Origin of the sequence: Pseudomonas sp. PHC1 (assembly GCF_046487845.1) — a bacterium.
Lineage (GTDB): Bacteria > Pseudomonadota > Gammaproteobacteria > Pseudomonadales > Pseudomonadaceae > Aquipseudomonas > Aquipseudomonas sputi.
The window spans coordinates 20,999-35,868 of sequence record NZ_JBJXHJ010000013.1; the positions used below are offsets into that span (position 1 = coordinate 20,999).

A 14,870-nucleotide genomic window follows, 5' to 3' on the forward strand; every position below is an offset into this window, starting at 1 on the left:
GGGCAGAAGGACAGTTATTGTTTTTGTGTTCTTCCAGCGGGGGAAGACTGTGCACTGATTACAGCCTTCTAAAGCAGGGCTGACAAATCATCCCTAGCACTTGAATCGATACTTTTTTGCACTCGGGATTGGCGTGATAAACGCAGGGAAGGGCATTTCAGCAGGGCGGCGGGCATGAATGCGTACAGGTTTTACGCGCTCAGCCGTGGTTTTGTTCGGTCAGGCGCTGCGCCACCAGCCGCCGGTAATGCGAAGGCGTCATGCCTTTGAGCTGCTGAAAACGCCGGTTGAAATTGGAAATATTGTTGAAGCCCGACTCGAAACACACCTCAGTCACCGGCTTGTCGCCATCGGCTAACAGTTCGCAGGATTTGCTGATGCGCAGTCGGTTGACGAATTCGATGAAATTACGCCCGGTGGCCTGCTTGAACACGCGGCTGAAATAGGTCGGCTTCATCCCCAGGTGCTCGGCGACTTCCTCCAGCGGCAACTCGCGGGCGTAGTGGGCGAAAATGTAATCCACCGCGCGGTTGGTGCGGTCGATGTTGTGCTCGTCGGCCAGTTGCGGCGTGGTTGCGCCGGACAGCAGCTGGTAGTCGTCGCAGGCCGCCAGCAATTCCATCAGGATGAAAAAGTGCCCGAGACGGGTGATGCCGTTTGAATCGGCGATGCGTTGCATCAGGGTCATGGCCTGACGGATTGTCTGCGGGGAGCGGAATTCGATGCCGTATTGCGCACGCTCGAGCAGCGGCGCCAGGGTCTTGAGTTCGGCGAATACCTGATGGCCGCTTTCGAACAGCTCATCGGTGAAGTTGACCAGCATGTCGCGTTTCTCGACCACTTCATCTTCGGCCACTTGGCTGATCCAGTTGTGCGGCAGATTCGGGCCAGTGAGGAACAGCGTCTGCGGGTAGAAGTTGCCGATGTAGTCGCCAATGAACACCTTGCCCGAACTGGCGACGATCAGGTGCAGCTCGTATTCCTTGTGAAAGTGCCAGCGCACCAGCGGGCAGGGAAAGCCGTGCTGGCGATAGATGATGGACAACCCGTTGTGGTCATCCATCAATTCATACGAGGGGTCGGTGACGCGGACGGTTCGGGTCATGATCTTGTGCTTTTTTTGTTATCGCCCGGCGATCATGCCTCTTTGCGCGCGCGTTGCGCCAGTTTCCGTTGCGGGTCAGGCAGCGCGTTGGCGGGCTTTGAACACGTTGGCGACGCGGCAAAATTCCACCAGATCCGACTCTTCGAGAAAGTCGACGTTAATGATGTTGCATTTCAATGCCCAGTCACTGTTATCCAGGTCGAACCACTTGTTCAGCTCGTCATGTATGTCGACGGGACCACCAAGGACGGTATAGCTGGTGGCGGATAACGACCAGACATTCCATGTGCCTGGCGGGTTTTCCATCACTTTCTCAATGAATTGCCGCAATTCATCAGGGTTGGTAACGCCGTTTCCGGACCATTTATGACTGATTTGATCGTGGAATACTCTGTAGTCGAATTTCCAGTGCGATCTTGCAGCGGCGAAAACACGCTGTTTCGGACTGATGCCTTTTAGTTCCCGAAGTGTGAGGGACTGGTTGGCGCGGGGTACAAGACGGTCTCCCAGCAAGTTGAGAATCGTGTTGTTGAAGTATTCGAAATCGAAGTCATCGCCCTCCAGGTTATGGAAGTCCAGGACAATGAATTCATCCGGATTTTTTGCAAGAAAGTTGTTTATGTCGGTGGCCAGGTCTCTCAGCGTTCGGGAGTTGGTATGGCCGTTGTGGTGCATGACGAACTTCCGAGGTCCTTCACCACTGGGTTCATATTTCAAACGAATGTCAAGCGCACGGGCGCCGTGGTTCAGTTGTGCATGAAAAGTATCGTGCTGACACGCCAGCCAGTGACGTGGAGGGCCAAAAAACGGATAGGTGGCGCGCCAGTCACTGCCCGCGTTGTGAGTGCCGGGCAGTGTCAGTTCGCAGATGTTCAGAGCGTCGATGTCGGGGGTCGTACTCATCCAGTTGGAAGTTGCCATTAGTGCATCCTGCATAAGTGATCAAAAAAAGTGGCGGTATGTTAGTTGCTTGAAGAGCCACTTGCAGGATGTTTATAGGGTTTAAATCATTGGCTGGCTACTTGAGTGTTGATGCAATTTGTTGATGATTGTTTGGATAGTTTTCTGACGCTGCTATTTATTAAGGTTTTTAGCCTCGATCCACTGAGACATGTATTGTGTGCTCTTGTGTAAATGATGGCGCAACATGCTGCCGGTGAAATTATTGAGTCTTCGTTGTTGAATGTTTTTGCGGCACTCAAGCAACTTGTCGATAAGTGCCGGCCCATGGGCGGCTCGCTGATAAATATCTTCGAGCAGTGTTTGTCCATGGGATTGGGTTGCTTGCCAGAGTATTTCGTCACGATAAAGCTGGACCGCGGCATTGGCGAAGTCCTGCGCGGTACGGCAGATTGCCCCCGGCCAGGGTTGATGGGTATGCATGCCTTCAGCCCCTGTCGGCGTCGTGACACTCGGCGTTCCGCACAGCATTGCATCGATCAGCTTGCCCTTGATCCCCGCGCCGAAACGCAGGGGGGCCAGGCAAACACGCGCATCAGACATGACCTGCAAGGCATCTTCCGCCCAGTTCATGATATGGAACCCCTGTGTGGGATTGTGCAAGGCTGCTGCCTTGGGGGGCGTGTAGGCCCCGTAGATACGCAGTTGCGCCTTGGGCAGTTGCTCGCGGATCAGCGGCCAGATTGTCGATTTCAGCCACAAAACGGCATCCCAGTTCGGCGCGTGACGGAAATTGCCGATACTGAGAAAGTCCACGCGCTCATCGAAGGTTTTTGGCGGAGCGCTGGGCGGATCAACCATCAACGGGCACCAGTGCAAGAGTTCTGCTGGCAACTTGAACTGCTGCACCAATAGTTCGATTTCCACCGGCGAGATCATCAGATTCAGATCACAGCGATACAGCGCGGCAATCTCGCGCCTGGCCAGGTCGGTGTCAGCCATCAGCCTGAACTCTTCGTGCAGTGCAGGCGCAAACAACCCATGGAAGTCGTTCGCGTCATCGCAGGCCTTCAACCGATCCTTCAAACGCTGATGCCTGGCATGGCGCAAGCTCTGCAAGTCCGAAGTTTCCAGAACACGCAACGCGTCGGGGCAGTGTTTTTCCACCCGCCAGCCGAACTGTTCTTCCATCATGAATTGGTCGAAGAGCACGATATCCGGCGCCAGCTCGCTGATGAACGTGTCGAAACTGCTGTTGTTCAGCTCGATCGGGACCTCGCGAATGCCCAGCCCGGTGAGATCCAACTTGTGCTCGCCGGGGCCGGCCGGGCTGCTGAAGGTAATGTCCCAGCCTTGCTGCAAGAATGTTTCGAGAATTTGCATCACATGCCCACTGGCTGCCGAAGAGCGGGGCTCGGGCCAGACGTAACCGATGACCAGGACTTTGGTGATGGGAAGGAGAGTCATGAAGGGTGTTCCTTTGCTGCAAACGGGAGGCGCTAAAAGGCGCGGAAAGGGCGCAATTAAACCACAGCGCTGGATGATCTTGATCCGCTGGCGGTACTGGGCACTCGGTTGCGTGGCCGCTGAGTTTATTGTTCTGGATAAAATGGTAGATGCAAGAATGCCAGTCCCGAACTGGACTGGCATTTTTTGTGTTTAATCACTCAGATCGTCTTTGCACTGGGAGCAAAATGTCAGATCTTTGATTTGACAAGATTTATTTCTAATGTACCGATGAACTGATCGATCTCAGTGTTGCGTAGCGCAGTTTCTATGGTTGCCATATTTATGTAAAACCCGACAGGGTCGGATTTTGTTTGGTCAAGGAGAGCGACTGCTACTTCATAAGAGTCTGCGTTGTATAAGGCTGGGTATTTCTGAACAAGAGTTGGAAGGCTGGGGCGAATGGATTCGAAGTTATTTAAATGAGTGAATTTTTCGGTGTTCGCTGTCCTGTAAGGGTTCGGAAATGACGGATCAATCATGCGGGGGTTGCGTGCAAGATCAATTAATGAAGCTGCGTCGAATTCAACACGATTCAGAGATTTTCCATAATACAGATCAAGGGTGCCAGGCGCGCCATGTGACATCTCATGGATCAAGACGTCGGCAATTCTGGCTTCGTCGTATTTTGCAGCGCGAAAAAAATCATCCAGGTGCTCCGGAAAAATCTTGATAAATCTCTTGATCGATTCTTTATGTACAACGCCGTTGATTACCGCCTTCTTCCAATTTTTGTAATCAGGCACATTCAATGCTGCCAGTGCATTGACATCGGCCTTTTTGAACGACAAATTGGAGAGCGTGAAAGCATCAAGATCTTTGCGTATTGCTCGCAGTTTCAGCCCCAAATGTTGGGCAGCCTCGCTGGATCCTGTCCCAAACATATACTCGAGAACCTTACGAACATCAGTATTCGACTCTACATCGGCCAATAAGCTGATGGCATTGTCCAGTTTGGTTTTGGCGATCGGAATAGCCTTCTTGATGTAATGCTTGGTGTAGCTTTTGGGCAGGATCCTGTGCCATGGCAGGGTAGGTAGTTTGAATTTGTAATTGAAATTCTCCAGTTTGGCTCCCCAAGGCTGGCCCAATCGGTTCAGAGCGTACCATTCGTCATTGTGGCGTATACCCCATACCTGGAAGACATCCTGGGAAGTTTGCGCGGGCCTCCAGGTCCCAAGACGAATAGTGTCTGGGTCAACAGTTTCGGGCAGTTTGCGGTACGGCGCTCCAGCCGACCATTTGCGCGCATCGGCAATCGCGTTATCGATTGCGGCCACACTGCTGCGCCACCCTTTGCGCAAAAGCTTTGCGCCGTGCAACAGCAAGTCGGAAGCTCCGTCCAATGGATTAAACAGGTTGCTCACCAAACCAAGTCCCGCTGAACCGATCGCGCTCGCCTTGGTAGCAAGGCTCATGCTTTTGGCGGCAAGACTGGCAATCTTGGCCACCGCTCCAACGACTAACAGGACAGTCATCGCGGCTTCTAAAGTACACGCCGACACCCCCTGGAACTGCCGATCCAGATCGTTTGAATTCAGATCCTCGATACAGGATTTGAAGGGCACGACAAAATTGAGAAACGTATCCAGATCCTTTTCACGTTTTGCTCGTAGCGCCTCCAGACTGGTCTGTCCCCAGCACTCTTTTACCAATTCATCGTAGGTCGCGATGGGCCGGTGCTTGAGCACGAAGTTCACCAATGGGTCGAACTCTGTCGAATAGAAGCTCTGGTAATAACCATTGATTTCTGGAACCAGTGGAGAACCTGATAACTCACCGATTTTATCGATTACACCGGAACTGACGTTGACGAGGCCTGGCGTTACCCCATGTGTATAACACTCGATGTCTGTGGGCAACTGATGCACCTTCGCAGGTGGGAAGTAGTTCTTATCGCTGCTGCGAACAGTTGTGCTTAAAAGCTTTTCCCTTTGGATAAGCGCTGCCAGGTCGTTATTTTCGCGGCAGACACCGTGTAAGGTGAATAATTCGTAGCAAGTCACTCGGCCTTCAAAGTGTGAACAGATGACCACACCGTAGCGCCCCGTTGCCTCTTCTATATCCTTATGACTTTCTGTCGGTTCACGCTCTGTTACTTTCAGGAATGCCTCAAGGGTTGAGGCGATGGGATTCGAGGGAAGGCTAGTGATCGACTGAATTTTCGCGACTGACGGTCTTATGGTGAATATCGTCACCTTGCCTCTTAACAGGCGCGTCCGATCAGGTAGTGGCAACGATGAAAATGCCGATTTCAAATGCATGTTCATTGCTCGCACATGAGCCACATAGTCGCGATGGAACTGACGGAAGAATTCACCATCAGGAGCAATCAGGTTGGGGAGCATTCGGGGAAACGCGTTGTAGATACTTTCGCCATTTTTCAGATCCCAGTCGCCAGTCACCAGATCATTGGACATATGCAGTTCTACAGGCGATACGGGAAACGGGTCGGCGTATGCGTCCTCCAGCGGTCGATTTTTCGTTTGATGAAGGACTTTCTTTTCGAGATAGGTACATCCTGGAGCGAGCTGCTTGAGGATATCCAATGCCACGCTCTTGCGAGTCGGCAGAGGACGAGACAACGTGTCGGCCGTTTCGGCAAGCGTCTTGGCGTGTCGGGCGTACGCATCCAATGCTACTTGCAGCGATTGCGTGGCCGATGCCTTTACGTCATCCGGCGTGACGATTTTGTTGAGTAACGCCCAATCAACCACCGGATCCACGGCAGCCAGAGCGACGAGCGTCTTTTGCGACTCGGTGACCGCTTCAAACTCCAGCAGCTGTTGTAGCTGTACATAAGTCATCGAGCGCGTCGATCCTGGCGCGATGATTTCCTGCACCGCCACGACTCGACAAAATTCAACCCACTGCGGCGTGCCCAATGACAGGGTAGGAGGCAGATCTCTGACCAGAAATTCCGGTGCGGCCTCTGCCAGCAACAGATGAGCGGCCAATGCCACATTCTTTTCAGTAATCCGGTGGTTCTCGATCAGGTGCCTTTCGAATTTCGCTTGTACATCGGCGAAGGACTTCTCCATGTACTCGACAGCGTATAAGTTAAAACCTGCTACATGATTGCGAGGTTCTTGCTCCCCAACTTCAGGATGAAGGTCGAGCAAGAGCGAAGTCAGCAGCATCAGCTTGAGCGACTCATTTGTCTGGGGTTGATTGTTTCGCGCTCCATACCAGTCTAGATCTCGCACATAAGCGTTAGCCCACACCAAAGCGATGGGGCTGGAAATAAGTTCTTCAACAGCGTCTGCAGCTTCCGAGCGTTTGAAGGGAATAGACCGCCCGCCCCAAATGCTATTACTCAGATTTTCAAGCAGCGACTGACCTTTGGTATAGCTTGTGGTGAGTTGTCGGAGCGCACTGCGTTGAACAGCAGTGAGAGTGACTGAGTTGCTTCCTTCTGCTTTGATCATTTCCCAATAGTTGCCAAGTTGCGGACTTGCAGGAAGTTTCAACTCCATGGATTTTGTCAAGCTGACGCTTTCGGCAGCGGTTCGGGGAACGATGTAGCGATGAAATTTCAGCCACTGCATCAACTCAATCTCATCAGCGAGGGTGATTACACCTCCGGTCAACTTGGCCATGTCAATCAACGTCGCGAGCGTTTCTGTAAGTTCCGGTGCAATTTTAGAGGCGTTCGTAAAACGCAGAGTTTTACCGGAGTATCGTACGATGAATTCGGCTTCGGAAGTTACTTCAAATAATGAGTGGTCAGGCACTTTGAGAGTGATCAGGAGTTTTTTGAAGGCGTCATTTTCGGACATTTTTCGCAGCATTTCTCTGCCCGGCTGAAGCGCTTCCTCAAGCGTCGAACCGGACTTCAGAGAAAGAGTTGCACCTTCCAGCGTGAAAGCTTGCGAAGGGGCGAGGTATTCCCCGCGCTGCGTTAGTTTGTATATGACTTCATCTCGCTCGCTATTGTCACTTGTAACATGATGGTTTTCAGTTACGGTGATGGGGATAGTTCTGGACAGGTATTTTTTGTTCGAGAAGTCGGAATGTATTACGGTCATGACAAATCCTTTTGTTTTTCGGTTTTATGTTTTGCGTATCCTCTTTTATTATCTTGCATCTATCAACGATTGGCGTGTAAGTGCAAGTTGCTGAAGGGAGAGTGCCTCTTAGAGGGCGCCACCCCTTCACTATCACTAGAAGGGGTGGCTTTTATTATGTTTATTTAATAACTGCTTTTACCTTGTCGCGTAATTGATCGATCGAAAACGGCTTGCCGATCACATGCATATCCGCCGGTACTTCTATTGTTTCTGCATAACCGCTGGCAAACAAAATCGGCAACGCGGGACGGATAACGCGGGCTTCGGTGGCCAACTGACGCCCATCCATGATCGGCAGGCCGACGTCGGTCATCATCAGGTCGATGGGCTGATTCATGTCCTTGAGGATGTCCAGCGCCTGCTCGCTGCCATCTGCCTCCAGAACCTTGAACTCCAGTTCTTCCAGCACATCGACGATCAGCATGCGCACGATGGCATCGTCTTCGACTACAAGAATGGTGGACACGGGACTGGACATAATGGCTGCTCTCAAGAATGGGGATGGTTGCGCCGGTCGATCAAAATTGCCGGGCTCTTGCATGAGTAAGTGGCGCATAGCCACAAGTTCCCGAATGGATACAAAAAAGGATAGGCGCAAACGGGCCGGCAAGGATAACCGTTGGGTTGCGATTCGGTGCAGGCAAATGTCGGGAAACAGTGCTAACACTGTGAGAAAAATGGATCCATGCCACCCTTTTGGGGCAAACTCTCTGGTTTTGAACAGTTCGACAAGGTTGCCCCATGTCCTCTCCGTCTTCGGTTGATGAGCAACGGTTCCGCAAACTCCTGAGCCGCAACGTCAGTTTGCCGTTGGGCGTCGGCGTCATCAGCGCCGTTTTCTTTATTTCGTTGATCACTTATTTGTTGTCAGTCATCCAGTGGGTGGAGCACACCGACCGGGTGATCAATAACGCCAACGAAGCAGTGAAACTCACCGTGGACCTGGAAACGGGCATGCGCGGGTATCTGCTCAGCGGCGACGAGCATTTCCTCGACCCGTACGAGACGGCCAAGCCACGCATCGCCGTGGCACTCAGTACCTTGCTCGAATTGACCGCGGACAATCCGGCTCAGACCGATCGCCTGCGTCGTCTTCAAGCGCTGCAAATCGAGTGGGCGACTTATGCGCAATCGATGATCGATCTGCAGCGCACCAGCGGTGATTACAAGTCCGCGGTCAAAGCGGGGAAGGGCAAGCGCCTGACCGACGAAATACGTAAACAGTTCGAAGATGTGATTGAAACCGAACAGTTGCTGCGTGCCTCCCGCAACGAGGATGTGCGCCGTACAACGATCTGGAGCATCAGCCTTTATCTGCTGTTCGTGGCAGGCATCAGCGGGCTGCTGGCTTATGTGGGGCGGCGCGATCTGCTCAACCTGTCGCAAAGCTACGGTGCGACCCTCGCGGCGCAAGAAGCCAGTGCAAAACGTCTGGAACAGCAAGCCTGGCTGCGCAACGGCCAGACCCAGCTCGCCGAGCAAGTGCTGGGGCAACTGACGGTCAATCTGCTGGGGCGCAATATCCTGCAATTCTGCGCCCAGTACCTCGGCACCGCCGTGGCCGCGTTGTATGTGCGCGAGGAACATGGCGGCCTCAAACGCGTGGCGACTTACGGTTTCTCCCGCGAGCAGGAACAACAGGATCAATTGATCTACAGCGATGAAGGCATTGTCGGGCAGGTCGCCCAGCAAGCGCGGCTGATTCGACTTGATTCGGTGCCCTCCGATTATTTCAAGGTCAGTTCCGGCCTGGGCGAAGGCCTGCCGCACAGCGTGCTGGTGGTACCGACCAGCGATGACGACCGGGTCAATGGCGTGATCGAACTGGGTTTCCTGCGTCCGCTCACCGACCGTGACGTGGCGCTGCTGGAACTGATCGCCGGCAATATCGGCACGTCCATTGAAGCGGCGCGTTATCGCCAGCGCTTGCAGGAAGTGCTGGCCGAAACCCAGCAGCTCAACGAAGAGTTGCAGGTGCAGCAGGAAGAGCTGAAAACCGCCAACGAAGAGCTGGAAGAGCAGTCGCGGATTCTCAAGGAGTCCCAGGCACATCTGGAAACCCAGCAGGTCGAGCTGGAGCAGACCAACGAGCAACTGGCCGAACAGGCTCAGATTCTGGCCGAGCAGCGCGACGCCATGGATCAGAAGAACAACGAGCTCAATCAGGCCCAGGTGCAGCTCGAAGAGCGCGCCGAAGAGCTGCAGCGTTCGAGCAAGTACAAGTCCGAGTTCCTGGCCAACATGTCTCACGAGCTGCGCACGCCACTGAACAGCTCGCTGATCCTGGCCAAGCTGCTGGCGGAAAACCCGCAGGAAAACCTCAGCGCCGAGCAGGTCAAGTTTGCCGAGTCGATCTATTCGGCCGGCAACGATCTGCTCAACCTGATCAACGACATTCTCGACATTTCCAAGGTGGAAGCCGGCAAACTCGAAGTGGTGCCGGAAAACACCAGCGTGGCACGTCTGGCCGATGGCTTGCGCAGCGTGTTCGAACCACTGGCGGCGGACAAGCAACTGACGTTCAGTGTCGAGTTGCAGCCTGATGCCCCGATCACCTTGTTCACCGACCGCCAGCGTCTGGAGCAGGTGATCAAGAACCTGCTGTCCAACGCGGTGAAGTTCACCGAACACGGTGCTGTCAGTCTGACCATTGCCGGCCAGCCGGACGACCGCATTGCCTTTATCGTGCGCGACTCCGGGATCGGCATTGCGGCGGATCAGCAGGAAAGCATCTTCGAGGCCTTCCGCCAGGCCGACGGCACCACCAATCGCAAATACGGCGGCACCGGGCTGGGCCTGTCGATTTCCCGGGATCTGGCGACCTTGCTCGGCGGTTCGATCAGCGTCAGCAGCGCGCCAGGACAGGGCAGCACTTTCACTCTGGTGCTGCCGCAGCAATACCGCGAGCCTGGCGACGCGCCTGTAGCACCGCTGACATTCAGTCCGCCAGCCGCTGCGGTCGTTGCGCCTGCGGTGGCGATTTCGCCGCTGGCTACTGTCGACATTCCGCGTTTCAACGATGACCGCAACAAGGCGCCGTTCAATACCCGCTGCATTCTGGTGGTGGAAGACGAGCCGAATTTCGCCCACATCCTCTACGACCTGGCCCATGAGCTGGGCTATCAGTGCCTGGTCGCCCACGGTGCCGATGAAGGGTATGACCTGGCGAAAGAGTTCGTACCGGACGCGATCCTGCTGGACATGCGTCTGCCGGACCACTCGGGCCTGACTGTTCTGCAGCGGCTGAAAGAACACGCCGGCACCCGACACATTCCGGTGCACGTGATTTCCGTGGAGGACCGCGTCGAAGCGGCGATGCACATGGGGGCCATCGGTTACGCCGTCAAGCCGACCACCCGCGAAGAACTCAAGGACGTGTTTGCGCGCCTTGAAGCCAAGCTGACGCAGAAGGTCAAACGCGTGCTGCTGGTCGAGGACGATGATCTGCAACGCGAAAGCATCGCCCGCCTGATCGGCGACGACGACATCGAAATCACCGCTGTAGGCCTGGCGCAGGACGCGCTGGAACTGCTGCGCACAACGGTTTTCGATTGCATGGTCATCGACCTGAAACTGCCGGACATGCTCGGCAACGACCTGCTCAAGCGCATGTCCACCGAGGACATCTGCTCGTTCCCGCCGGTCATTGTCTACACCGGACGCAACCTGACCCGCGACGAAGAAGCCGAACTGCGCAAGTATTCGCGCTCGATCATCATCAAGGGCGCCCGCTCGCCGGAGCGTCTGCTGGACGAGGTCACACTCTTTCTGCACAAAGTCGAATCGCAGTTGTCCCATGAACGGCAGAAGATGCTCAAGACCGCCCGCAGCCGCGACAAGGTCTTCGAGGGGCGCAAAGTGCTGCTGGTGGACGACGATGTACGCAACATCTTTGCCCTGACCAGTGCGCTGGAAACCAAGGGTGCCGTCGTGGTGATTGGCCGAAACGGTCGCGAAGCGATTGAAAAACTGAATGAAGTCGAGGACATCGACCTGGTGCTGATGGACGTGATGATGCCGGAAATGGATGGTTTTGAAGCCACCATGGAAATCCGCAAGGATCCGCGCTGGCGCAAGCTGCCGATCATCGCCGTGACGGCCAAGGCCATGAAGGACGATCAGGAGCGCTGCCTGCAGGCGGGCGCCAATGATTATCTGGCCAAGCCTATCGATCTGGATCGCCTGTTCTCGCTGATTCGCGTGTGGTTACCCAAGATGGAACGCATTTAGTGGAACGTAGTAATCCCGTTGAACGGAACAGTGAAATCGAACTGCGGCTGCTGATCGAGGCGATTTATCTCAAGTACAGCTACGACTTTCGCGATTACTCCGGCTCCTCGATCAAGCGTCGCGTGCAACACGCATTGAGCCAGTTCGAATGCGCGACCATCTCGGCCTTGCAGGAGAAAGTGCTGCACGACCCGACGGCGTTCATGCAGTTGCTGCAATTGCTGACGATCCCGGTCAGCGAGATGTTCCGCGATCCGTCGCACTTCCTGGCGATCCGCCAGGAGGTGGTGCCGCTGCTCAAGACCTATCCGTCGATCAAGATCTGGATCGCCGGCTGCAGCACGGGCGAGGAGGTCTACTCGATGGCAATTTTGCTGCGCGAGGAGGGGCTGCTCGATCGCACTATCATCTACGCCACCGACATCAACCCGCGCTCGCTGGAAAAGGCCAAGCAGGGGATATTTTCGATGGAGAACGTGCGCGCCTACACCGCCAACTATCAGCAGGCCGGGGGGCAGCGCTCGTTCGCCGACTACTACACTGCAGCCTATGGCTATGCGATTTTCGACAAGAGCCTGTGCGAGAACGTGACGTTCGCCGATCACAGCCTGGCGACCGACAGTGTGTTCTCCGAAACTCAATTAATTTCATGTCGTAATGTATTGATTTACTTCAATAAAAAACTTCAGGATCGAGCGTTCGGATTGTTCCATGAATCGTTGTGTCATCGTGGGTTCCTGGTATTGGGCAGCAAGGAAACTTTGGATTTTTCCGGCTACTCCAACCAGTTCGAACCGCTGGTGAAACAAGAACGGATCTACCGCAAATCATGAACAGCGCAGCGGATTTGCCTCGGATCGAGGCGATTGTGATCGGAGCTTCCGCCGGTGGCGTCGAGGCCTTGCTGACCCTGCTGGGCTCGCTGCGGGCCGGGTTTGGGCTACCGATCATCATCGTGCTGCACTTGCCGGAAGAACGTCGCAGCCAGCTCGCCGAGGTATTTTCCCGGCGAGTGGCGTTGCCAGTGACTGAAGCCATCGATAAACAGAACATCACGCCCGGCACCGTGTACTTCGCGACGCCGGGTTATCACTTGTCGGTAGAGCAGGACCTGAGCCTGTCGCTGAGCCTTGAAGACCGTCTGCATCATTCGCGGCCTTCGATCGATTTCCTCTTCGAATCCGCCGCCGATGCCTACGGGCCGGCGCTGGCCGGCGTGTTACTGACCGGCGCCAACCACGATGGCGCGCGGGGCCTGGCGCAAATCAAAAAACTGGGCGGGCTGACCATCGTGCAGGACCCGGACGAGGCGCAGGTCGCTACCATGCCTCGCGCGGCACTGAAAACGCATCAACCGGACTACATACTTCCCATACACGGCATCGGCCGTCTGCTTGTCGAGCTGGAACGAATCGCATGCTGAGTAATATCCAGGCAAAACTGCTGATCGTCGACGATCTGCCCGAGAACCTGCTGGCCCTCGAAGCGCTGATCAAACGCGAAGACCGCACCGTCTACAAGGCATTGTCGGCGGACGAAGCGCTGTCGCTGCTGCTGCAACACGAATTCGCCATGGCCATCCTCGATGTGCAGATGCCCGGCATGAACGGCTTCGAGCTGGCCGAGCTGATGCGTGGCACCGAGAAAACCAAGAACATCCCGATCATCTTCGTCAGCGCCGCCGGCCGTGAACTCAATTACGCGTTCAAGGGCTATGAAAGCGGTGCGGTGGACTTCCTGCACAAGCCGCTGGACATCCATGCGGTGAAGAGCAAGGTCAATGTATTCGTTGACCTGTACCGCCAGAGCAAGGCGATGAAGCAACAGGTCGAAGCGCTGGAGCAGAGTCGTCGCGAACAGGAAGCGCTGTTGCAGCAACTGCAAAGCACCCAGGGCGAGCTGGAGCAGGCGGTACGCATGCGGGACGATTTCATGTCGATCGTCGCCCATGAAGTGCGCACGCCGCTCAACGGCCTTATCCTCGAGACCCAACTGCGCAAGATGCACCTGGCCCGGGATAACGCCGCTGCGTTCACCCTCGACAAGATGCACGCGATGGTCGATCGCGACGAACGCCAGATCAAAAGCCTGATCCGCCTGATCGAGGACATGCTCGACGTGTCGCGGATCCGCACCGGCAAGCTGTCGATCCGTCCGAATCGCTTCGATCTCGCGCAGTTGGTGGGCACTTTGCTGCAAAACTTTGCCCCGCAGATCGAGGCGGCGGAAACGACCGTTTCCTTCGAGGCCGACAGTCCTGTGGAGGGGTGTTGGGACGAGTTCCGTATCGAGCAGGTGATTTCCAACCTGCTGACCAATGCCTTGCGCTACGGCGGTAGAAGCCCGATCCAGGTACGCGTCTACCGCCAGGGCAATCAGGCGCGGGTCGAGGTTCAGGATCGCGGCATCGGTATCAGCGAGGAGAATCAGAAACGCATTTTTCAACAGTTCGAACGGGTCTCCGCCAAGACGGTGGTGGCCGGCCTGGGACTGGGTCTGTTCATTTCCGAGCAGATCGTCGCCGCCCATGGCGGCTCCATCGTCGTCGAAAGCAAGATCAACGAGGGCGCCCTGTTTCGCGTTTGTCTACCGCTCCAGGAAAACGGCAAAACAAACGCAACCTCTGAGTGACCGCACGGTCGTATCAGCAGCTATTGACCGAACAAAGGCTTCCCATGAGCGTAGATGCACAAGATGTAGTACTCGTCGTCGAGGACGAACCGGTGATCCTGATGGTGCTGACAGACTACCTGTCAGGACAGGGTTATCGCGTATTGCAGGCCGAAAACGGCGAGCAGGCGTTCGAGATTCTGGCGAGCAAGCCGCATCTGGACATGTTGATTACCGATTTCCGCTTGCCTGGCGGTATCTCCGGCGTGCAGATCGCCGAGCCCGCCGTCAAACTGCGCCCTGATCTGAAGGTGATCTTCATCAGCGGCTATCCGCAGGAAATCCGCGAGACCGGCAGCCCGATCACTCGTCGGGCACCGATCCTGGAAAAACCGTTCGATCTGGATGTGTTGCAGGAGAAGATTCAGGAACTGCTGGCCTGAGGCGTG

At 55.2% G+C, this 14,870-nt stretch carries 10 protein-coding genes; 5 read left to right on the forward strand and 5 right to left on the reverse strand.

The window, feature by feature from the left end:
• Positions 1-199: 199 nt before the first annotated feature.
• The 5 genes from ACKJSM_RS17260 to ACKJSM_RS17280 all read right to left on the reverse strand — a co-directional run bounded on the left by ACKJSM_RS17260 (position 200) and on the right by ACKJSM_RS17280 (position 8,059).
• Complete coding sequence (locus tag ACKJSM_RS17260; RefSeq protein ID WP_236178543.1) at positions 200-1,105, reverse strand: AraC family transcriptional regulator; 906 nt, start codon at positions 1,103-1,105, stop codon at positions 200-202.
• Between the two features lie 75 nt (positions 1,106-1,180).
• Positions 1,181-2,026 (reverse strand): phosphatidylinositol-specific phospholipase C domain-containing protein, encoded by an 846-nt coding sequence (locus tag ACKJSM_RS17265; protein WP_410238370.1) that lies wholly within the window; start codon positions 2,024-2,026, stop codon positions 1,181-1,183.
• Between the two features lie 153 nt (positions 2,027-2,179).
• Positions 2,180-3,472, reverse strand: coding sequence for a glycosyltransferase (locus ACKJSM_RS17270; RefSeq protein ID WP_410238371.1), 1,293 nt, complete (start codon positions 3,470-3,472; stop codon positions 2,180-2,182).
• A 230-nt stretch (positions 3,473-3,702) separates the two neighbouring features.
• Positions 3,703-7,539: a hypothetical protein gene (locus ACKJSM_RS17275; protein WP_410238372.1), complete on the reverse strand. Its 3,837-nt coding sequence runs from the start codon at positions 7,537-7,539 to the stop codon at positions 3,703-3,705.
• Positions 7,540-7,699: 160 nt separating this feature from the next.
• Entirely contained in the window at positions 7,700-8,059 is a 360-nt protein-coding gene (locus ACKJSM_RS17280; RefSeq protein WP_410238434.1) for a response regulator, read from the reverse strand.
• 263 nt (positions 8,060-8,322) lie between these two features.
• Here ACKJSM_RS17280 and ACKJSM_RS17285 point away from each other — a divergent pair, with 263 nt between their 5' ends.
• The 5 genes from ACKJSM_RS17285 to ACKJSM_RS17305 are packed head-to-tail and all read left to right on the forward strand — an operon-like array spanning position 8,323 to position 14,864.
• Positions 8,323-11,811 (forward strand): response regulator, encoded by a 3,489-nt coding sequence (locus ACKJSM_RS17285; RefSeq protein ID WP_339488761.1) that lies wholly within the window; start codon positions 8,323-8,325, stop codon positions 11,809-11,811.
• Positions 11,811-12,644, forward strand: a complete 834-nt coding sequence (locus ACKJSM_RS17290; RefSeq protein WP_410238373.1) for a CheR family methyltransferase — start codon at positions 11,811-11,813, stop codon at positions 12,642-12,644. Before ACKJSM_RS17285 ends, ACKJSM_RS17290 begins: the two co-directional genes overlap by 1 nt.
• Entirely contained in the window at positions 12,641-13,234 is a 594-nt protein-coding gene (locus ACKJSM_RS17295) for a chemotaxis protein CheB (RefSeq protein ID WP_410238374.1), read from the forward strand. Before ACKJSM_RS17290 ends, ACKJSM_RS17295 begins: the two co-directional genes overlap by 4 nt.
• Positions 13,228-14,442 carry an ATP-binding protein gene (locus ACKJSM_RS17300; protein WP_410238375.1) on the forward strand — a complete coding sequence of 405 codons (1,215 nt, stop codon included), beginning with the start codon at positions 13,228-13,230 and terminating at the stop codon, positions 14,440-14,442. Before ACKJSM_RS17295 ends, ACKJSM_RS17300 begins: the two co-directional genes overlap by 7 nt.
• Positions 14,443-14,486: 44 nt before the next feature.
• Positions 14,487-14,864 (forward strand): response regulator, encoded by a 378-nt coding sequence (locus ACKJSM_RS17305; RefSeq protein ID WP_007954537.1) that lies wholly within the window; start codon positions 14,487-14,489, stop codon positions 14,862-14,864.
• Positions 14,865-14,870 lie beyond the last annotated feature (6 nt).